This is a genomic window from Bacillus sp. 2175 (genome assembly GCF_057812155.1).
Genome location: NZ_CM173819.1, coordinates 1,037,917 through 1,059,368, shown reverse-complemented (window position 1 = coordinate 1,059,368; position 21,452 = coordinate 1,037,917). Strand labels below are relative to the sequence as shown.

20 protein-coding genes are annotated in these 21,452 nt (G+C 36.9%); 7 read left to right on the top strand and 13 right to left on the bottom strand.

Features of this window, described 5'->3' with window-relative positions; translation table 11 throughout:
- Nucleotides 1-10 precede the first annotated feature (10 nt).
- The 5 genes from odhB (at nucleotide 11) to ACXKY9_RS05725 (ending at nucleotide 7,500) form a co-directional block, all read left to right on the top strand.
- Entirely contained in the window at nucleotides 11-1,270 is a 1,260-nt protein-coding gene (gene odhB, locus ACXKY9_RS05745) for a 2-oxoglutarate dehydrogenase complex dihydrolipoyllysine-residue succinyltransferase (protein ID WP_000569926.1), read from the top strand.
- 124 nt (nucleotides 1,271-1,394) lie between these two features.
- On the top strand, nucleotides 1,395-3,314 hold the full coding sequence (locus ACXKY9_RS05740; protein WP_001061562.1) for a putative thiazole-containing bacteriocin maturation protein: 1,920 nt from the start codon (nucleotides 1,395-1,397) through the stop codon (nucleotides 3,312-3,314).
- Nucleotides 3,311-5,260: a TOMM precursor leader peptide-binding protein gene (locus ACXKY9_RS05735; protein ID WP_000615607.1), complete on the top strand. Its 1,950-nt coding sequence runs from the start codon at nucleotides 3,311-3,313 to the stop codon at nucleotides 5,258-5,260. The genes ACXKY9_RS05740 and ACXKY9_RS05735 overlap by 4 nt, the downstream gene beginning before the upstream one ends.
- 15 nt (nucleotides 5,261-5,275) lie before the next feature.
- On the top strand, nucleotides 5,276-6,817 hold the full coding sequence (locus ACXKY9_RS05730; protein ID WP_001175533.1) for a SagB family peptide dehydrogenase: 1,542 nt from the start codon (nucleotides 5,276-5,278) through the stop codon (nucleotides 6,815-6,817).
- 92 nt (nucleotides 6,818-6,909) lie between these two features.
- Nucleotides 6,910-7,500 carry a class I SAM-dependent methyltransferase gene (locus ACXKY9_RS05725; protein WP_000025734.1) on the top strand — a complete coding sequence of 197 codons (591 nt, stop codon included), beginning with the start codon at nucleotides 6,910-6,912 and terminating at the stop codon, nucleotides 7,498-7,500.
- 53 nt (nucleotides 7,501-7,553) lie between these two features.
- Here ACXKY9_RS05725 and ACXKY9_RS05720 read toward each other — a convergent pair.
- The 4 genes from ACXKY9_RS05720 to ACXKY9_RS05705 all read right to left on the bottom strand — a co-directional run bounded on the left by ACXKY9_RS05720 (nucleotide 7,554) and on the right by ACXKY9_RS05705 (nucleotide 11,534).
- A protein-coding gene (locus tag ACXKY9_RS05720; protein WP_087942833.1) for an IS3 family transposase occupies nucleotides 7,554-8,896 on the bottom strand; the annotation gives its coding sequence in 2 pieces (ribosomal slippage) (nucleotides 7,554-8,515 and nucleotides 8,515-8,896; 1,344 coding nt in all).
- A 107-nt stretch (nucleotides 8,897-9,003) separates the two neighbouring features.
- Complete coding sequence (locus ACXKY9_RS05715) at nucleotides 9,004-9,414, bottom strand: DUF3908 family protein (RefSeq protein ID WP_000996783.1); 411 nt, start codon at nucleotides 9,412-9,414, stop codon at nucleotides 9,004-9,006.
- Nucleotides 9,415-9,610: 196 nt separating this feature from the next.
- Entirely contained in the window at nucleotides 9,611-10,099 is a 489-nt protein-coding gene (locus tag ACXKY9_RS05710; RefSeq protein WP_000634325.1) for a GNAT family N-acetyltransferase, read from the bottom strand.
- 100 nt (nucleotides 10,100-10,199) lie between these two features.
- Entirely contained in the window at nucleotides 10,200-11,534 is a 1,335-nt protein-coding gene (locus ACXKY9_RS05705) for a CoA-disulfide reductase (RefSeq protein WP_001110195.1), read from the bottom strand.
- A 200-nt stretch (nucleotides 11,535-11,734) separates the two neighbouring features.
- Between ACXKY9_RS05705 and ACXKY9_RS05700 the strand changes: the two genes are divergently transcribed.
- Nucleotides 11,735-12,157 (top strand): hypothetical protein, encoded by a 423-nt coding sequence (locus tag ACXKY9_RS05700; protein WP_000332423.1) that lies wholly within the window; start codon nucleotides 11,735-11,737, stop codon nucleotides 12,155-12,157.
- A 46-nt stretch (nucleotides 12,158-12,203) separates the two neighbouring features.
- On the opposite strand, the gene ACXKY9_RS05695 is transcribed toward ACXKY9_RS05700, so the two are convergent.
- Both ACXKY9_RS05695 and ACXKY9_RS05690 read right to left on the bottom strand, forming a co-directional pair.
- Entirely contained in the window at nucleotides 12,204-13,439 is a 1,236-nt protein-coding gene (locus tag ACXKY9_RS05695) for a TcaA 3rd/4th domain-containing protein (protein ID WP_001099939.1), read from the bottom strand.
- Nucleotides 13,440-13,458: 19 nt separating this feature from the next.
- Nucleotides 13,459-14,244 (bottom strand): zinc ribbon domain-containing protein, encoded by a 786-nt coding sequence (locus tag ACXKY9_RS05690; RefSeq protein ID WP_000650090.1) that lies wholly within the window; start codon nucleotides 14,242-14,244, stop codon nucleotides 13,459-13,461.
- Between the two features lie 196 nt (nucleotides 14,245-14,440).
- On the opposite strand from ACXKY9_RS05690, the gene ACXKY9_RS05685 reads away from it, so the two are divergent.
- Nucleotides 14,441-15,274, top strand: coding sequence for a hypothetical protein (locus ACXKY9_RS05685; protein WP_000424532.1), 834 nt, complete (start codon nucleotides 14,441-14,443; stop codon nucleotides 15,272-15,274).
- 14 nt (nucleotides 15,275-15,288) lie between these two features.
- On the opposite strand, the gene ACXKY9_RS05680 is transcribed toward ACXKY9_RS05685, so the two are convergent.
- The 7 genes from ACXKY9_RS05680 to trpC form a co-directional block, all read right to left on the bottom strand.
- Nucleotides 15,289-15,972 carry a DUF2278 family protein gene (locus ACXKY9_RS05680; RefSeq protein ID WP_001128612.1) on the bottom strand — a complete coding sequence of 228 codons (684 nt, stop codon included), beginning with the start codon at nucleotides 15,970-15,972 and terminating at the stop codon, nucleotides 15,289-15,291.
- Between the two features lie 90 nt (nucleotides 15,973-16,062).
- A complete protein-coding gene (locus tag ACXKY9_RS05675) occupies nucleotides 16,063-17,562 on the bottom strand; it encodes an L-lactate permease (RefSeq protein WP_000996238.1) in 1,500 nt (499 codons plus the stop codon).
- A 114-nt stretch (nucleotides 17,563-17,676) separates the two neighbouring features.
- Nucleotides 17,677-18,036, bottom strand: coding sequence for a DUF4029 domain-containing protein (locus tag ACXKY9_RS05670; RefSeq protein ID WP_000946131.1), 360 nt, complete (start codon nucleotides 18,034-18,036; stop codon nucleotides 17,677-17,679).
- Between the two features lie 73 nt (nucleotides 18,037-18,109).
- Nucleotides 18,110-18,886 carry a tryptophan synthase subunit alpha gene (gene trpA / locus ACXKY9_RS05665; RefSeq protein ID WP_000537815.1) on the bottom strand — a complete coding sequence of 259 codons (777 nt, stop codon included), beginning with the start codon at nucleotides 18,884-18,886 and terminating at the stop codon, nucleotides 18,110-18,112.
- Between the two features lie 3 nt (nucleotides 18,887-18,889).
- On the bottom strand, nucleotides 18,890-20,083 hold the full coding sequence (trpB, locus tag ACXKY9_RS05660; RefSeq protein ID WP_001105021.1) for a tryptophan synthase subunit beta: 1,194 nt from the start codon (nucleotides 20,081-20,083) through the stop codon (nucleotides 18,890-18,892).
- On the bottom strand, nucleotides 20,080-20,694 hold the full coding sequence (locus ACXKY9_RS05655; protein ID WP_000865122.1) for a phosphoribosylanthranilate isomerase: 615 nt from the start codon (nucleotides 20,692-20,694) through the stop codon (nucleotides 20,080-20,082). Before ACXKY9_RS05655 ends, trpB begins: the two co-directional genes overlap by 4 nt.
- Nucleotides 20,691-21,452: an indole-3-glycerol phosphate synthase TrpC gene (gene trpC / locus ACXKY9_RS05650; protein ID WP_000536700.1), complete on the bottom strand. Its 762-nt coding sequence runs from the start codon at nucleotides 21,450-21,452 to the stop codon at nucleotides 20,691-20,693. The genes ACXKY9_RS05655 and trpC overlap by 4 nt, the downstream gene beginning before the upstream one ends.

The window sequence follows — 21,452 nt, the reverse complement described above, 5'->3', positions numbered from 1 at the left end:
GACATTTAAAATGATCGAAATTAAAGTACCTGAGCTTGCAGAATCTATTACTGAAGGAACTATTTCACAATGGCTTATCAACGTAGGCGACAAAGTTGAGAAAGGTGGCAGCGTTGTTGAGCTTGAAACTGATAAAGTCAATGTAGAAATCATTGCAGAAGATTCAGGTATTGTATCGAAGTTACTAGGCGAACCTGGGGATACAGTTGAAGTTGGTGCAACTATCGCAATTTTAGATGCTAATGGAGCACCAGTTGCAGTAAGTACACCTGCACCAGTGGCTGAGCAACCAAAACAAGAAACGACTGAAGCACCGAAAGCTGCGGCACCAAATGCTGAGCAAACTGCAACACTACAAGGGTTACCAAATACAAACCGTCCTATCGCATCACCAGCTGCTAGAAAAATGGCTCGTGAATTAGGAATCGACTTAAACGACGTACGTAGCACAGACCCACTTGGACGCGTGAGACCACATGATGTACAAGCTCATGCTGCAGCACCAAAAGAAGCACCAGCTGCTCCAAAGAGTCCAGCTCCTGCTCCAGTTGCAAAAACGGAATTCGAAAAACCAGTTGAGCGCGTGAAAATGTCCCGCCGCCGTCAAACAATTGCAAAACGTCTTGTAGAAGTTCAACAAACATCTGCAATGTTAACAACCTTTAACGAAGTTGATATGAGTGCGATCATGGAATTACGTAAAGAACGCAAAGATGCTTTCGAGAAAAAACATGATGTACGTCTTGGCTTCATGTCATTCTTCACAAAAGCAGTTGTTGCAGCATTAAAACAATTCCCATTATTAAATGCTGAAATTCAAGGTGACGAGCTTATCATTAAAAAATTCTATGATATCGGTATTGCAGTAGCAGCTCCAGATGGATTAGTTGTTCCAGTTGTACGCGATGCCAACCAATTAAATTTCGCTGAAATTGAAAGTGAAATTCGTGAATTAGGTAAAAAAGCACGTGACAACAAACTTTCATTAAAAGAACTACAAGGTGGTACATTTACAATTACAAACGGTGGTGTGTTCGGTTCTCTAATGTCAACACCGATCCTAAATAGCCCACAAGTTGGTATTTTAGGAATGCATAAAATCCAAGTACGCCCAGTTGCAATTGATAACGAGCGTATGGAAAACCGCCCAATGATGTACATTGCTTTATCTTACGATCACCGTATTGTTGATGGTAAAGAAGCAGTTAGCTTCCTTGTTGCTGTTAAAGATATGCTTGAAGATCCAAAGTCATTATTATTAGAAGGTTGATAGATTAAAAATCTATTAAAGGCTGTAGAATGAATCATTCTACAGCCTTTTTTTATTGTGTTCATACGGGACAAATTTCATGACATAAGGTAATAATGTATGCCTAAACGTAAGGAGGATTAAAATGAATAACCTTCCAATTCATGCAAAACTTAAAGTAAATAAGGATACTTTCTTCCTCCCCGATTCAAACGGGGGTGTCTATTTTCGAAATAACGCCAGTTCATTTCGTATGGACGGTGATGGAATTTATGATTGGATTGAAAAATTAATGCCAATGTTTAACGGGAATTATTCTTTAGCCGAAATAACCGATGGCCTCCCTCTCCCCTATCAAAACCGTGTATTTGAAATTGGAGAGATTTTATATGAAAATGGTTTCGTTCGCGATGCAAATCAAGATGCACCTCATGAATTAAACAGTACATTACTCGACAGATATGCTTCACAAATTGAATTTTTAGAAGCTGATTCTCATTCAGGTGCTTTAAAGTTTGAAACATACCGCGGAGCAAATGTCCTTGTACTTGGTTCTGGGGATATGCTCACTTCCTTAGTTTCTTCTTTATTAGAATCTGGTTTACCTACATTTCATTACCTCGTTACAGATCGGGATGAAACAAACTATGACAGAATACATGAGCTAATAGAACGTGCATATGAAGTTGATAACAGTGTACTCCTTCAAGAAATCGATACTACAATTGACCGTCCCTTGCGTGAAGTATTCGAACCTTTTGATTGGATTTTATATGTTTCTCAAAACGGAGACATTGACGGTTTAAAAACAGTTCACACTATTTGTAGAGAAACGAAAAAGAATTTCATACCAGCTATTTGTTTATCAACACTCGGTATAGCTGGACCTGTCGTAACAGAAAATCGTGATGAATGCTGGGAATCCGCATGGCATCGGCTACATGAAACGACTTTACAAAATGAAAATTCATCGGATTCCTTCTCACCAATTACATCTGCCATGTTAGCAAATGTAATCGTTTTTGAATTGTTTAAACATGTCGCGGATGATTCATATCGTGAAAAAGAATCACAATTCTTTTTATTAAACTATGAAACACTTGAAGGAACGTGGCATCCTTTTATAAAACACCCTCTTGCAACTGATGAAAGTTTTACAATTGATACGATAGAAAATATTTCTGAAAAACTTGAGCATCGGTATGGCCAACATACTTCAACTGATGTATTCCGCTTTTTCGATTCATTAACTTCTAAAGAAGCCGGTATATTCCATGTATGGGATGAACAAGATTCATATCAATTACCATTATCACAATGCTATATTCAAGTAGCTACTCCACTATCAGATGGCCCAGCTCCCCTTCTGCCTCTTATGACTCGTAGTGGATTGACTCATAATGAAGCACGCCGAGAAGCTGGTTTAACAGGAATTGAAACATATGTAGCAGAAATCATTCACCGCCTTATTCCTGAACATAACAATATCGGTATCGGTGCTGGAGAAACGATGACAGAAGGATTTTACCGGGCACTACAACAACATTTAAACAATAAACTGTATGAGCGGCAGTCACATATTCTAGAGGAACTTACAACTGTTGATTTAATTGATATTCAAGATAAACATTGTAAATTTTATTACGATGCTCTCTCTACAATCCATGAAACACCTAAAATCGCAATGAGTGAAGAGATTCTCAGTTTTCCAGTCGTTTGGGTTGGTATAAATGATAGATGGTACGGTGCATCTAATATTAATATGACGTTAGCGTTACGAAACGCACTACAACTATCACTCTTTCACGTTCAAAATGAAGAAATTCCTTACAGAGCTAATATCTTGCCTGAATCCTCTATTATTTTATATGACACGGATTCTTTTAGAGTGGAAATACAAGCGGAAGAAGAAATTCCAAGTGTGCAATCTTTACAGCTTGCCTTACAGCATTTAGAAGAACATAATTTTTATCCCTTCGTGTTCGATTTAGCAATCGAACCATTTTTAAAAGAAAACCTAGACGGTGTGTATGGGGTATTAATTGCAAAGGAGGACGGTTTATGATTCAAAATATATTGCTTATAGGAGATGGCCTTCTTGCAGACTATGTACATGATCAATTATGCAAACAATATTCCATCATTCGTCAGCAGACCCTTACAGAAGAACTTCCTGAAAATATTCATCTCGCTCTCGTATTACATGACGGATCTCCTTCTACTATTCATCATGATGCCGAACTTATTTTTCGCTCAAATCATATTCCATGGCTTCGTGGTTTTACTTCATTTGGCGAAGGTATTATCGGTCCTTACATTCATCCTCTTACGCCTGGATGTTCCCATTGTTCTGATGGACGCCGTTTTATCGCTGGCTTTGATCAAAAAGAAATGTGGGAACTACAGCGGAAATATGCCTTTAAAGCAGATAATGTAACGAGACGTGACGTACGTGCCACCCAAAATGGAATGTTGCAAATGTGCCATCTTATTTGCGCAGAAACAGGAAAAATATTAACTCATAACCATTCTTCTTTAGAAAATGAACTTATTTTACTAAACTTACAAACATTACAATGTACGCGGCATTCTTTTCTTCCAGATCCTCTCTGTCCTGTATGTAGTAATTTACCTGATGATACTGCGGATGCGGCGGAAGTTTCTTTACAACCGAGTTTAAAAGTAAGCACCGAAACGTATCGCTGCCGTTCCATTCATGAGCTAAACACATTTTTAACGAGAGACTATTTAGATTATCGGGTCGGTATGTTGAACGGAAAAATGCAGCATTCTGTATTACCATTCGCTGACGTCATTATAAACATGCCATTAATGTTCGGAAATGAAGGTGTTGCGGGACGAACTCATTCATTTGCAGTGAGTGAAGCAACTGCTATTTTAGAAGGTTTAGAACGATATTGCGGTATGTCGCCTCGAGGGAAAAAGACAAATGTGCATGGTAGTTTTCATGATTTAGAGGAACATGCACTAAATCCCCTCACACTCGGTGTCCATACAAATGAACATTACAATCGTGATAACTTTCCATTCAAGCCGTTTGATCCTGATTATGAGCAAAACTGGGTATGGGGATATTCTTTATCACAAAACAGACCGCTTTTAGTTCCTGAATCAATTGCTTATTATAGCCTCGGTCATCGAGATGCTTTCGTGTATGAAACATCAAATGGATGTGCAATTGGCGGTAGTTTAGAAGAAGCGATTTTTCACGGCATTTTAGAAATTGTAGAGCGTGATGCCTTCTTACTCACTTGGTATGCCGAATTACCTCTTCCCCGCCTGGATCTTAATTCAGCAAATGATACAGAATTACAATTAATGATTCAGCGGTTACGTACGATTACCGGATATGAATTACACGCTTTTAACGCGACGATGGAACACGGCATTCCTAGCTTATGGGTAATTGCAAAAAATACGCGTGAAAATGGAATGAACGTTGTTTGTGCAGGAGGCGCTCATTTAGATCCTATTCGAGCCTTAAAAAGCGCCATTCAAGAAATAGCAGGCATGTTACTTATAACAGACGATGAGCTCGAGCACAAAAGAGAATACTACGAAAAATGCTTACAAGATCCTTATTTCGTTAATAAAATGGAAGACCATAGTATGCTGTATGGATTGAAAGAAACAGAAGAACGTCTTCACTTCCTTTTACGGGAAGATGCACCGGTGCAAACGTTCCAAGAAATGAATGTATCACAATCATTTGATATGGATTTAACATCCGATCTCCACCAACTTTTAAATCGTTTGCATCAATCTAATCTTGAAATAATCGTTGTAGATCAAACCGTTCCCCTCATAGAAAAGAATGGATTACATTGTGTAAAAGTTATTATTCCAGGCATGCTACCGATGACGTTTGGTCACCATCTTACTCGAGTTACAGGACTGGACCGGGTATATACCGTACCGATGACACTTGGATATACAGACGAACCTTTAACGAATGAAAGATTAAATCCACATCCACATCCGTTTCCATAGTAAAGGAGGGATTTCATGCAGCTAGATACTTTTTTACATCATCTCCATTTCTCTATCGATGAAATTATGCCGAATCATGAGGTGGACTGGAAAGACGCACCGCTTCCTTATAAATTATATCGAAATTTACCTACCATCCCGCTCTCCTTAGAAATCCCATTATCTTTACCGAACTCTTCTACTACACCTACTTTAGATGAGATTGGTCACTACCTTTGGTATTCATTTGGTGTAACACAATTATGTCAGCTAAATAGCGAGAGAAATGTATTACGAAGATCTATTCCTTCGGGTGGTGCTTTATATCCGAATGAATTGTATATCTATTTAAAGATTGACGATTACCCAGACGGCATTTACCATTATGACGCCGCACATCACCGACTTATTTTACTTCGCGAAGGAAATTTCGATTCTTATTTGGCAGACACACTCGGTAATCGCTGTAATATAGATGATTGTTTCGGTGCTGCATTCGTATCCACTATGTTTTGGAAAAATTTCTTTAAATACAATAATTTTTCATATCGTCTTCAAGGATTAGATAGCGGGGTCCTCATTGGACAATTGCTAGAATGTGCAAAGCAATTCGGTTATACAAACGGCGTATACTTTCAATTTCTAGACCGTGCACTGAACCATTTACTCGGATTGTCAGAAGGTGAAGAAAGTGTGTATGCCGTTATTCCTTTAAGTACAGAGCCAGAAACTAATTGGTTTCACAATGATTACCGTGAAAATAAAACAGTTACTTCTCATGAGTTGTTGCAACAAATTCCGCCGCTCGCACATGAACATTTCATTCGCTCAAAACATGTAGGTGAATATCCGATGATAACAAAAATAAATGAAGCTTCTATGATCGAATCAACAGCACACTTCCAAACACTACATCATGAAGAGCACTATCAACATAATCCGTACGCTGTACAGCTACCAAAAGTAGAACGGTTATCGTATGATTTCCTACAACTTTGTAAAAAACGATATTCTCCTGATGCGGATTTTATTTTAACGAAATGGGATGAAGCTGAGCTCGCTACTTTACTACAAGAAGCGAGCCTTTCCTTCCCCTATTACAACGACCTTGACGGTAAGTATACAAATGAAAATACACGCGTCTCCTTATACGGATGTTTTTATAGCGTGAAAAATATTGAAAACGGAGCTTACGCTTATAACAGTAAAACACATTCCATACAACCAATTCGATATGGAGACCTTCGCTACCCACTTCAGTCTAGTATGACGATGGATAACGTAAACCTTTTTCAAGTACCACTTTGCTTACATGTAGTCGGACAGAAAGATTACTATACACGTGCATTAGGCTATAGAGGATACCGCATTCACCAAATGGAAGCTGGTATCCTCGTTCATAAACTCGTTTTTGCTGCAACTGCTATGGGGATGGGCGGGCATCCGTTACTAAGTTTTGATACAAATTCATGTGATCAATTGTACGGTATTGATGCTGGGAATGAAACATCTCTTATTCAAGTTCCAGTCGGGGCATATCGGGCGCGGAATTGGTTAAAAGGGGCTTTGCATTGTTAGAAGTACGCCGTCTATCGGCGTGCTTTTTTTAAAGGATTTAATTTATAAAAAGCGAAATGAGTATATATTCTTACATAAAAGGAGAATTTAACTTGAGTATTTTACAACGATTAATCCAGCAAGCAAAAAAGCCTCGCGGGACAATTGGTTCTTCCATGCTTTGTATTATGAACAGTGCACATACGAGACTAACCAATTGGGCATTACAAAAAGTACATATAAAGAAAGATGCAATCATATTGGATATCGGTTGTGGCGGCGGTAAAACGATACACACTCTTTCAAAACGAACTCCACTTGGGAAAATATATGGGATTGATTACTCCGATCAAGCTGTAAAAAATTCTATACAGACGAATATAAAGGATGTTCAAAAACAAAAAGTCCTTGTTCAACAAGCAAGCGTTTCTTCTATTCCCTATCATACAAACTTCTTCGATCTCATAACCGCTTTTCAAACACACTACTTTTGGCCTGATGTGGAACAAGATATAAAAGAACTATTTCGCGTCCTACAACCAAACGGATCCTTTTTATTGGTCGCTGAAACTTTTAAAATTCAATATCATATGGAGAAATGGAAAACGAATGAAGAATTAATAAACCTATTTTATAAGACAGGATTTACAAATGTGAAATGTTATGAAGAAAGAGGATGCCTTTGTGTAATAGGAAACAAATAAAAAAGCAGACCCTTTGTAATCTGTACCCTTTGTAAAGGACATTTTGAAAAAAGTTAGGCAACATCAAGAAGATGGTTTCTGTATCCAACAGGAGTCATCTTTTTTAAATTCCATTGATATCTATAATGATTATAATACGTCATATATTTCTTAATCTCTTGTTTCAATTCATTAAAGGACACGCAAGGTTTTATATGAGCTTCATCTTTCAGATGACCAAAAAATGATTCTTGTGGGGCGTTATCCCAACAGTTTCCTCTTCTTGACATGGATTGTCCTAGGTTTAGCTTTTTAACTAGCTTTTGATAGGTAGGGCTTGTGTAGTGGGATCCTTGATCTGAATGAATATAAGCACCTTCAGTCAATCGAATCCGCGGATTCCTTTTTAGTTTATGGAGAGTTGTCGTTACGAGCTCTAATGTCATCTGTTCTGAAACATGGTAAGCTAAAATTTCATTAGTTGAGCCGTCTAAAATTGTAGATAAATAGGCCCTTTGATTCTTACCGTAAACTAAATAGGTGATATCTGTAAGAAGTGTTTTCCCTGGGGTATTTTGTTTAAATTCCCGATTTAATTGATTTGGTACTATTCGATGTTCTTTTGTAGCTTTAAGCATTCTTTTATAAGGATTCGCTTTGCGAACCGGACAGATAATCTCGTATTTCTTCATAATTCTACGGATACGCTTTAAATTGTAGACAACTTGAAACTGACCCGCCAATGTCATCTTTATCTGACGAGCCCCTTTGTTTCTATTTCTAAATCGAAGTGCTTTTAATATGGTTTCCTTCAAGATTTCATCTCGATCACTCTTTTGTTTCCGTTGTTCTTGAGATGAAACTGAAAAGTAATTATAGTATCCCGAACGGGATACACCAGCTACTTTACACAAATGACTGACCATATTCCTTAAGTTGTATTTCATGATGACAGAACGAATCAAGATGAATTTCTGACTAGGTGGTAGTGTTATTTCCTTCTCATCCTCCCTTCCATAAGTTTGATTTTTTTTAGCAATTCGTTTTCCGCCTTTAGTAAGTTTCGTTCGGCTTCTAAACGGGCATACTTTTCTTCTAACGTAAGCTCTCTCTCAAGAGTTCTTCCAGCGTTTTCGATACGTGTATCCCTTAAACCCAATACACCATTTTTTCTATAAGCAGCACGCCATCTACTTCCCGATGACATAACTCGTTTCATTCCAATCATATCTATATCAAAACCACATTCTTCAAAAATATTTCGAGGTAGCTTTCCTTTTTCATTTTCCTCAATAAAAATATGCTTAAATTCCTCTGTATAAGTGATACCTTTCTGACTTACAGATTTTACGTATAGGTTATTTGATAGAATTTGAATTTCTCTTTCTGTAAATAGTTTTTTTGTCATTTTCAACATTCTCCGATCCCAATTTTCCTTTTATTATACAAGAAATACCCTATAGAATAGACTTTTTTCAAGTGTCTATTCTATAGGGTACATTTTATTGAGGTCTGCTCTTTTTACTAGATTAACTTAAAAATACTCTTAATTTGTCTAGCAAATAACCAATTTTTCGTACCGTAGTTATCATTTAAACTATCTAAATTGATAGATTGTCCGTTAGCAAACTTTAATTCTAACGTAGTATTTTTGTCATTTGTTTTTAAGTTACTATTTGTAATGTCATCATACTTTAATTTTTCAATCTCAACATATTCGTCTTTTTCTTGTCCAATCACGACATGGTCTTGGAAGAAGAAAAAGACTTCTACTTTTTTACCGAAACAAAATACATTTTTCGTATAAATTAATGTCGCGTTATCAAGTCCGACACATACTTCTTTCATTTCTTCCACAACGTGTCCAAAGTCTTCTTCATGTCTTGCATTTGATTCAGCAATCCATTCTTCGATTGTTTTCATGTTAATTGCCATACTGCGCCCCCTGGTTCGTTCATTGCTTCGTTTAAAAAATAAATACTATATGAAAATATAAGCGATACGTAATATGTTTTCAAGGGGAAACGGTATATTCAAAATAAAGTGAAACTTTAATCAGTGGGGTCTTACTGCCCGCAAATAGCAGGATAAAGTTAAATTTCAAAGTAATATAAAAGGAACACCAATTTCATTAAATTTTAAACGTTTGAACAAGACATTCTTCATCATCAATTAGCTGCGCTCTCTCATCAAATTCAATGTTTAATTCTTTATATACTTTCTTCCAAAACGACACTGCTGGTACATTTTTTAGAAGTTCGATAACGAAATATTGTCCTCTTTTCTCTTCTAGTAAATTCTCAACTACTTGTTTACCGATTCCTTTTCCTTTATATTGATTCAATATGAAAATATCATTAATACCAAAATCATTTTCCTTCTTCAAAAACGGACGTTCCAGTAGTAATAAGAATCCTACAATACTATGATCAACTTTTATAAAATACGGCGTGATTCCGTCATTTTTCCAAAACATATGCAAATCTTCGTATTCAAAAAATCCGTTCGCTCCGATAGTTATATTCATAGTGAACTTAGAAAGGTCATGAAGATATAAAGCGTACAAATTACGTAATATTTCTTTTTCTGATTCTTGAACCTTTTGAAGTGCTACAATCATAAAAAAACTCCCCTTCCTCATATGTAACTATTTCCCGATCCTCTTCATTCGACAAAAATGATAATTCCCCTTTAACAAAAAAATAGCACTTTAAAAAGTGCTATTCTGCTCTCCTTGCCGCTTGCTGAATTGGATCCCACACGCTGTTATATGGTGGTGCATAACTTAAGTCGACATCTTCTAAATCGTGAATACTCATTTTATTGAAAAGCGCCATTGCGATCACATCAATCCGTTTATCTACCCCTTCTTCTCCAATTACTTGCCCGCCCAATAATTGTTTCGTATCGGAGCGATATAGTAATTTTAAGTAAAGTGGTTTTGCATTTGGATAATAGCCCGCCATATTTGTAGAATCTACTTTGACTGTTTTATACGGGATGTGTAGCCCTTTCGCTTCTTTTTCATTTAATCCTGTTCTTGCGAGTGTCAAATCCATAAATTTAATAATGCCTGTACCTAACGTACCTTTAAATGCTCTTCGTTTATCCAGCATATTCAGTCCAGCAAGTCGCCCTTGTTTATTGGCAGTCGTTCCGAGCGGGATATGATCATGAATTTCCTTTATAACGTGGTAATGTGTTGCGCAATCACCGGCTGCATATACGTCTTGCACATTCGTTTGCATGTATGCATTTACTTCGATTGCTCCTTTATGATTCTTACGTATATTTGTCCCTTCAAGAAAATCAGTATTTGGCTTCACTCCAACCGACATTAAAACAAGATCTGCTTTATACGTACCTTTATCCGTTTCAATTGCTTCTACTCGTTCATTCCCTTTGAATGCTTTTACATTTTCATTCGTTAAAATTTCAATATGATGCTTATCTGCTTCTTTATGTATATATTCCGCCATATCTGCATCATAAATTGTACCGATATGATCATTTCTCTCAATCATTCTTACTTTCTTACCAAGTTCGACGAAAGTTTCTGCCATCTCAAGTCCAATTGCACCGCCGCCAATAATGGTTACATCTTCAACTTTATTCGTTTCTAGCGTTTTTAATATGCGCTCAGCATCCGGAATTGTTTTTAAAAGATGAACACCTTGTAATTCCCGTCCTTCCCATTCTGGCATAACAGGACGCACGCCAGTCGCAATTAATAAACGATCGTATGGAAATTCAAAGACATCTTTCGTCTTCGTATGCTCTGCGTACACAATTTTCTTCTCCGTATCTACTTTCGTTACTTCATGTCGTACTTTCGCATCAATTCCGTATTTATCACGAAACGTCTTTACATTACGCGCGATTAACTTTTCCGTTGAAGCGATAGCACCACTAATGACATACGGTAACCCACACTGCGCGTACGAATAAATTTCACCTTTTTCTAAAGTTACAACATTTGCATCTTCATCGTTTCTAACAATTTGCATCGCTGCACTCATACCAGCTGCATCTCCGCCAATAATGACATAGTTCACTTTACCACTCCTTCTTTTTTACATACTCTTTACGTTTTCCATATTTTATAGAAATAACACCTACTTCCATTGTAAAGAAAGAGAATTTCATCTTCAAATTTTGTGCACAAACTTATGCCTGAATAGGTAACTGTCGTGTCTTATAAACAACATGTTTAATATCCTATAACAGTAACCAGTTGAAAGTAGGTGAAACATACATGTGCGCCGGCCTTCTCGTCCAGCTTCCAGAGGAACCGATAGAACCGAAACCCGCCCTCCCGCTTGAACAGGAGTTTACGGTTAGTGTAACTTTATACAGTGCTCGTGCTTGGTTATCTGACAATGACACTTTCTCACAAACTATCTGGAAAGCTACCCGCTTCGCTTCTTCATCACATGCTCGCAAGGCCATCTTTCCAGTCGGTACTGTTAAAATTTTAAATTTTTCTGACGATACAATAACAGTTACTGCATCCTCAGAATCAGATGATGCTCTTAAAATAATCGTCCCTCCTCATTCTGAAGCTGCTTTAACGTCTAGTTCTTTATCTGATGTGCAAGCCAGTACATCAGGAGGGGCAAGTAAAGTCACATTTCTCTTTCATATCTTTTTCTCTAGGGAACCTCGTCCAGCCAAATAACGATAGAAAAGGTACAGTAATATACACTGTACCTTTTTCCCGCGCTCTATTCTCTTGATTTAATTAGTTCAATATTATAAGTTTCGATATCTGTTAACTTTCCTGTAAAATAAGGATTTTCTCTATACCAAGACTGTTTTGCAAAATACGCTTGCATATCTTTCGTTTGAAAAATATGTCCATGCCTTGCATATATTTCATTTCTAGCAATTTTCAACTGTTCTTTCGATAAATATGTTAAATCTGTGCTCGTTAATTTTCGAATATCACTATCAGGAAAGATGAAACCATTATATACATACCCAGTTGCGGGCGTTGGAGTAACATTATAAACAACTGTTTTTTCTGCACTTTTCGTTTGGAATGGAAGATTATAAGACGAAAGTGCCGTTACCGTCTCTACTTTTGTCGTTTCCCGTCCATTTTCTCCATTTCGTTCTAAATAAATTTTCGCGCTTCCATCAGTCGCTACAGGCCCCCATGTAATTTCTTCTCCTGCGAGCGCTGTAACTGGTTTTTGATTTACGTACAATGTTGCACCAGGCGCGTTCGTTTGAACTGTAATATATTGACCTTGCAACGTTAAATCTATCGTTACGTTATTTTGGCTTTGTTTCATAAGTACAACCTTTTCCTCACGTGATAGTTTTACGTAGTCATTTTTATATTCTGATTGAAACACTTGATTTCCCGGAAGAAATGGCCCATATTGCTTCTCAAACTTTTTGTCATCTGTCTTATCAATTTCTTTTCCGTTCATTTTTAACGATACGTCTTTTTCATTTGAAAGCAAAGTTGCATAGTACGTCTTCGCTTTCAATTTATATCGATCAAATATAAAGAAATACTTTCCGTCTTTCGTTAATGAAAAATCAGCTCTTTCTATTCCGTCCCGTTGTTTTTCACCTTGTCTCAAATATTCTTTTAATTCATTCACGTAAGATGGATTTTCTTTTATATATGAAAATAGAGGCGTTACGCTCTCTCTCGTTATCATAACCGATGGATCATCTGCCGTAACGATCTCAGCTAATTTCTCTCCGTCCCTCTCTTGTAAAATCGTAATCATCCGGTCTACTTGTGCCACCTGCGTATAATACGACAATCCGTACAAATACAATCCAATAATCGCTATAACAAATAGCGCTAACAGTGTAATGCCAACTTTTACACCACCGCTCATGTTCTTCTTTACTACAGAACGTCCCCTCTTCGTCCCGCAGTTTTGACAAAACTGCACACCATCTTCAAACTGAACTCCGCACTTTGTACATACATTCATCCAGTCAACCACCTTTTCATTAGAAGCCAGTTATTCCCTGTGTTAAGGCTTGAATTATCGTGCTAATGTAAGACCAAAGTACAATGAATGTTGCAATTCCAATTAAAACATTTGCAATAATAAGTGTGTAAACGAGATCTAATCCGCCATTGTCTAGCTTTAATACGGCTACAGTTATACTAATCCCTATATAAGTTGCAGCTACGGATAATAATATCGGTAAGAAAAAGATTAATAAGAAACTAAAAAGAAAAGAAAGGACTAATATGACAATAGCCGGCGTCGCTATCGTTCCCCATATACCGAATACTTCAAGAAACGAAAAAGATGATTTCATCATCTTACCACTTACAAAAATAATAAATCCGACAAATAAAGTTAAAATTAATAAAAAGAAAAAGACCGTTATAGATTCTACAAAAAACGTGGGAGTAGATATATCTGGTGCAAATGTTCTCGTAACTGCTGATGCTGCACTCATCATTCTATAAAAAATACATGCTCCTAAAAAACAAATAAGAACAAGACTTACAATTCCATTTCGTACTTCAATAGCGCCGCTTTGCATAATCGCTGTCGGTGCTTGTAATGCATGTTTAAAAAATTGAAAATAGCCGCTCGCAAACCGCTTCGCTTGCTCTACCGTTTCATTTTGCCGAGCTTCCTTTGCTTGTGCCGCACGTGCTTGTTCCGGCCCTTCTTCTTGGCCACTACTTGCCACTACTTCTTCCGTTAACGAATGTCCACAATTCCCGCAAAATTTTGCCTCCGCTGCATTTTCTGTATGACATGACGGACATTTCATTCTCTTATCCCTCCTTAAGGATATACCGTATAGGGTGTTACAAATTCAATATATGAATTTGTACATAAAACATGACTACAAGAAAAAGATTCTGAAATCCTTCTTCCGAAAGAAAATATATGTGCTAGTAATCTTGAAAAAAAATGCTATTATGAAACAGAATAAATAATATTTTTAACAGATTGGATGACTGGCAATGGAATTGGTAAACTCAATTTTTCAAATACTCCTTACAAGCGTAATCCAATTATTATCTTTAATTGGCGTTATCATTGTAATTGGATTTCTATTAGGCTATTTAGAATCTCTCACACGGATGTATTGGTCGAGAGCTTTTGGACGAAAAGGATTCCTATTAACGGCTTGGATTGGTGTTCCTATTCACGAACTTGGACATGCCATTATGTGCGTGCTGTTCCGTCATAAGATTGTAGCAACGCAGTTCTTCCCGACAGATACAAGTCAAGGGGCTTTAGGTTACGTACAACATCAATACAATCAAAAAAGTGTGTATCAACGGATTGGGAATTTCTTCATCGGCATTGGGCCTATTATTTCTGGTATTACTGCGTTAATCCTTTTAATGCGCTATTTCGTACCAGAATCATATTTTTTATTTAATACAACTCTCGAAAAAACGATTGCTTCTACTTCTATTAATGTAGAAATGATCCAAAACATGCTCTTGTCGACGTTTGTATTATTGAAAAGCTTATTTACAATCGGCAATTTATTGAATCCTTCCTTTTGGTTATTTTTATTTATCGCCATTTGCATTTCCGCGCATATCGCTTTAAGTAAACCAGACATTAAAGGATCAATAGACGGTGTTGTCGTCATGTTTATCGTGTTATTTTTATTCAACATAATAGCAGGACTGTTTCAATACGACAGTAATCAGCTAATTGGACAGGTTATGAAATATAATATGTATCTCATTGCGTTTTCTAGTGTGGCACTGCTGTTCTCTTGTCTTTCTACACTCGTTAGTTTTTCGTTTTATAAAATAAGAAGAGGGCGTTCTTTTTGAACGCCCTCTTCTTATTAATTATTCCCCTTATAATCACAATGCTCAACAGGCACACGAGCATGCCCCTCTTCATCGGTACACCATGACTGTGATTGGAAGGCAAGAAAGATACCGATCCATTCTTCTTCCTTTTCAAAGTGAATGAGTATTCCTCCATCTTGCCATATGCCATCATCACCTTGCCATTTTTCTACATTCCCTTGATTCATATGAATATCATGTATACCGTTTCCTGGTTTGAAATGAAAATAGGAATCTGGTGTATTTTCTTCTGGTCCCCATCTTTCACCAAACGCGTAAATAATTGCTTTTTCTTCTATTGCTCGTTTTATATAACGTTCTATTTTTTCATTTAAATCATTATCTGCTCCTGCTTTTTCGGGAGGCAAAGGAATCATTTGATTTGAGTCAAATAGATTTCCTCTTACATAATCTAAAGCTACTTTCGGTTCATTGTTTTTTATTTCTGTAAAATCGAATGGTAATGTCGGTAAAATATGAATCGCCTCTGACTTAATATTGTTACTCGCAAAATATAAAACTTCTGACGGATAGCTTTGCGATTTTACGTTAATTGCAATACGATAATTTACTCCTGTCTCGCCCTGTAAATGAACTTGATAATGAGGTGTTTTCCCTTTTCCAATCTTTGATTGTATAACTGTACCTTTTAACACACCGTAGTTTTTTAGGGGCATACATTTCATCTCCTATTCATTTAGTAGAAGCTATTCATATTTAAATCATTATCCACTCATAAAAAAAATCCTCCTATGTTAGGAGGATTTTTAATTTCTCAACATATACCAAACAATAACTTCTACCACTACAAGCAAAATCGCACCAAAGATCATTAACGTCGTCTTCTTTAATAGTTCATTTTCACGGTAAGGGATATTACATAAGTAAGCACCTAGTGTAATCCGTGATGGACAAGCAATTGTCGCTACTGATGATGCGGTGTTTTGAAGTGTTGTGACATATTGCCACGGGAGTGCTACGTTTTGTGCGGTTTGCATTTGTAGTTTTATAAACATTGCATTTGATCCTGCGTTACTACCTGTTAAAAATCCACCAATAGCGCCAATAAACGGAGCAACGAAAACGAAAAAGGTTCCAAATGTTTCACCAGCTGTCTTTGCGAGTAATGAATGCATGCCAGATGCACCCATTAGTTCTGAAATGGCGATAAACATTGTCGTCGTAATAGCAAATGGAATCCATTGTTTAATCGTTTGTGAGAGTGATTGTTTAATAATATTAGACGGGATGCGGAAGAAAATAATAGTAAATAAGCAAGTCATACCGAGCCAAAATCCTGGTGAATATAGTAACTCTAGTTTGTAAGAGTATGATTTCAAATCAAGAACCGCATATGATCTGAACAAATCATGTAATGCTGGAACGAGGCGAGAAAGTAAAATACAAACTGTTAGAAATATATAAGGGCTAATAATTTTTATAATGGATACTTCTCTCTCCGTTGCAGCCGCATGTTCTGTTATAAGATTTTGCCCACTTTTTCCTTTTAATTTAATGATAAAAAAGCCAAAGGTAATCGTAACGATAGAACTTAATATCCCGGCTAGTTCAACACTTACGTACGCATTAGAAAGATAGATTCCGAGAGAAAATAATAGAAAGAACCCTACTCCTTCTTTCCACTTTTCTATAACCGCTTGCCAGCCGCCAACAACGTGTAAAGAAAGAATAACGAAGTAAGCAAACATCGGAATACTTAATAGCGCTGTATTTGTGCCAAATGTTGTAAGAGGCATATTTATTAGCTGCGAACCGATAATCGTACCAGTTGCCATTGCGCCCCATGAACTAGCTAGTAAGCCGATGAATGAGAGTAGTACAGCTTGAAATGGTTTATATCCTAGTGAAAGAAAAATAGGTGCTGCAACCATGAAGCCAATACCGAATCCACTTACTGATTCAATAAGCGGGCAAATGCCAAAACACATAAGCAGCATTTGTAATAAGCGATCCTGAGTAACTGCTTCTAGAAAACGTGCTACTTGATCGATGTACCCCATTTTGTTCATGAGGTGAAATAAAAAAATACCGAAAAATAAAACGTACCCGACAATAAAACAAATTAACCATCCTTTAATCGTTGCGTGCACAGTTTCACTTATCCCTAATTGAAACATTGGCGAGAGTAAAACGATTCCAACAGACACAGCATAAGAAATTAACGAGGACCTTAATGACGTTTGTTTAAATAAAAATAAACAAATGAAAATCATCATAATTGGGATAAGTGCCAACAATATGGCCATGTTATCATCTCATTTCGTTTAAAATACAATTTTTAACTATTATATAACAGATACTATAATTTTCAATTGTTTTTACAACAGATTCAAAAAAGGAACCAAACGGCTCCTTTTCATTCACTCCCATTTTCTATTATCCTGAAAAACGGTCTGCTTTCCGACTATTTCTTTCAACACAACAAACACAATGTAAGTACATATTGCTTGCAATATAATATTCCAAAATTTCATTAATGTAAATGAATGAATCCGTAGAAATAATTCGTTTAATAATACAATCGAAACGATACTAAATAATTCTATACTAATCGAAAATAGACATATTTCTAAAATAGACTGTTCTTGAATGCGATTTAAGTTGGAAAAGATGAATACATACCCTAAAAATAGAGCCATTAACTCTATTTTCGTCATGCTAATGAGCCAAGCGTATAGCGGTACAGTTAAAAATAGATATAGTAGTTTACGTCTTAGCATGCCTTCTCACCCTCTAAATTATATGTATTTTCTGTATATTTTAACATTTATTACGCAAAACAAAAAGAAGAGACTACGCCTCTTCTTTTTGTTTTGTTGCATATATTAATTCACATATTTCTTCTTGCTTTTCATTTTCTAAAAGCTCAATGATCTTACTTCCAACGACAACTCCGTCGCATATTGTAACCATTTCTTCTACATGTTCTTTTGTTGAGATGCCAAATCCAGCGACTACTGGTAAGTTGACGTGTGATTTTACTTTTTCTAAGTAACTATGAATCTCCTCTTTAAAGTTTTGACGTACTCCCGTTACGCCCGCTACTGTAACAGCATAAACGAACCCTTCTGATTCACTCGTAATTTTTTCAATTCTTTCAATAGGACTCGTTACGGTAACGAGTGGAATGAGCGCAATGTTTGCCTCTCGAAGTAACGACGCAATAATATTTTGTTCTTCATACGGTAAGTCTGGAACGATGATGCCGTCTACACCTGCTTCTATACAGTTTTCGATGAATCGTTCTTTTCCGAATGCAAGTACTGGATTTAAATATGTCATGAGTACAAACGGAATTTGCACTTCTTTCCTTACCTCTATTAATGCTTGAAAAATACCTTTTACTGTTACACCGCTATCTAGCGCTCGTTTCCCTGCTCTTTGAATCGTTGGACCGTCTGCGACTGGATCCGAAAAAGGAATGCCGATTTCAACGATGCTCGCTCCTGCTTCATCTAAAAAACGAATTCTTTCTTTTAATTTTTCAAAGCCACCATCTCCGCCCATTACGTACGGAATAAATGCTTTCTTACCATTTTCAAACGCTGCTTTAATTTTTTCTACTCCCATTTTTTACACCTCTTCCATATAACGTTTTATACTCTCTACATCTTTATCCCCGCGGCCTGATAAACAAATAACAAGTCCTTCGTCTTTCTTCATTTGCGGCGCTAATTTTAAAGCGTATGCGACAGCATGTGAGCTTTCTAAAGCCGGAATAATCCCTTCTTTTTTCGTTAATAATTGAAATGCTTCTAACGCTTCATCATCTGTAATCGAATGATAAGAAACACGGCCAATATCTTTTAGTAAGCTATGTTCTGGCCCAACACCCGGGTAATCGAGCCCTGCTGAAATAGAATGAGCTTCTTGAATTTGTCCTTCTTCATTTTGCAGAAGGTACATCATCGATCCGTGTAAAACCCCAACGCTTCCTTTCGTTAAAGTAGCTGCGTGCTGTTCTGTATGAACGCCTTTCCCTGCTGCTTCTACGCCGTAAAGAGCAACTTCTTCATCGTGTACGAATGGATAAAACATACCCATCGCATTACTACCACCGCCAATACAAGCAACGACTGCTTCTGGTAACTTTCCTTCTAACTCCTCATATTGTTTTTTCGTTTCATTTCCAATTACACTTTGGAAATCACGGACAATTTGCGGGAATGGATGTGGTCCGAGAACAGATCCCATAATGTAGTGCGTATCGTGCACGTGTGCAACCCAGTAACGAAGCGCCTCATTTACCGCATCTTTTAATGTGCCGCTACCTGCCGCTACACTTTCTACTTTCGCTCCGAGTAATTCCATTCGGAACACATTTAATTTTTGACGTCTCACATCTTCTTCTCCCATAAAGATGACACATTCTAATCCGAGTAGGGCACATACAGTAGCGGTTGCCACTCCGTGTTGTCCAGCCCCTGTTTCAGCGACAACTTTTTTCTTGCCCATTCGTACTGCAAGTAGTGCCTGACCGATTGTATTGTTAATTTTATGAGCTCCTGTATGGTTCAAATCTTCACGTTTTAAATAAATCTTTGCACCACCGCAATACTTCGTCATATTTTCAGCGAAATAAAGCGGTGTTTCTCTTCCAACGTACGTTTTTAAATAATGATTTAATTCCTTTTGAAACGCTTCATCTTGCATCGCTTCTTTATATGCTTCTTCTAGTTCTAATACAGATTGCATTAACGTTTCTGGAACGTATCGTCCTCCATATATACCGTAGTGACCTTTTTCATCTGGATATGCGTAATTCATTTGGAACACTCCTTCGCTTGTTTAATAAATTGTTTTATTTTCTTTAGATCTTTCTTTCCTTCTGTCTCTACTCCGCTACTTACATCGACCATGTATGGCTGAATAGTTCGAATCGCTTCTTCTATATTAAGAGCGTTTAATCCACCAGCTAATATCGTTTTCTCTCGCAACTCTTCTGGCATATGCACAAGTAGTTCCCATGAAAATGTCTTCCCATTTCCTCCGTGAAACTTTTCTTTCGGGCTATCAAACAATATATAATCCGTTTCATATGTTTGAGCATTTTTCATATCACTTTCTGAAGTTACTCCTAGTGATTTTATAGACGGAATATTCAATCTTCTAATTTGATAATTATCTTCATCTCCATGTAGTTGTACATGTGTTAACCCGCACTCATCTGCAATTTTCTGGATCACTTCTACTGATTCATTTACGAAAACACCGATTTTTAACACGTTGGCTGGAAGCTCCTGAATGATTTCTTCCGCTCTCTTTGGAGTGATTTTCCGCTTACTTTCTGCAAAAACAAATCCGAGTGCATCTGCGCCGTATTCGCAAGCACGTTTTGCTGTTTCCATATCAGTGATGCCGCAAATTTTCACTTTCATATATTCACCTTACAGTCTTCAAAAAAGTTACTAATAGAAGATGATGTCATAAGTGCCTCTCCAATTAATACACCTTTTGCTCCTGCTTTTTTAACACGAATAATATCCTCTTTTGAATGAATCCCGCTTTCACTAATCCAAAGTAATTTCTCCTCATTCAATCTTTTTCCAAGCTTTTCAGTTTGGCTTAAATCTACTTCGAACGTTTTTAAATTACGGTTATTAATACCAATAACGTGCGGATTTAATACAATCGCAGTTTCTAATTCCTGTTCATTATGAACTTCAACAATCGCTTCCAATCCTTTTTCTAACACGTAGCTATACAACTCTTTTAACTTCTCTTTCGTTAACGCTGCTACGATTAGTAAAATAATATCTGCTCCCGCTTCATACGCTCTATCGATTTGAATCTTATCGATTATGAAATCTTTACATAAAAGCGGAATGTTACTTTCTTCTCTTGCTGTTTGTAAATCGTGAAACGATCCTTTAAAAAATTGACCATCTGTTAAAACAGATACTGCTCCTGCACCACATTTCTCATATGTTCCCACTTGTTTTCGTACGTCAACGTGTAAATTGATATCTCCTTTTGATGGTGATGCTCGCTTTACTTCTGCAATGACAGTAAACTGCTGTAACGCTTCTACAAGTGAATGTGTCTTTCTTTTTGTTTTTACTGGTGTATATATTTCATATAACTCCGCAACTTCCTTTTTCTTCTGTTCTACAATTTTATCTAAAATCGTCCCCAC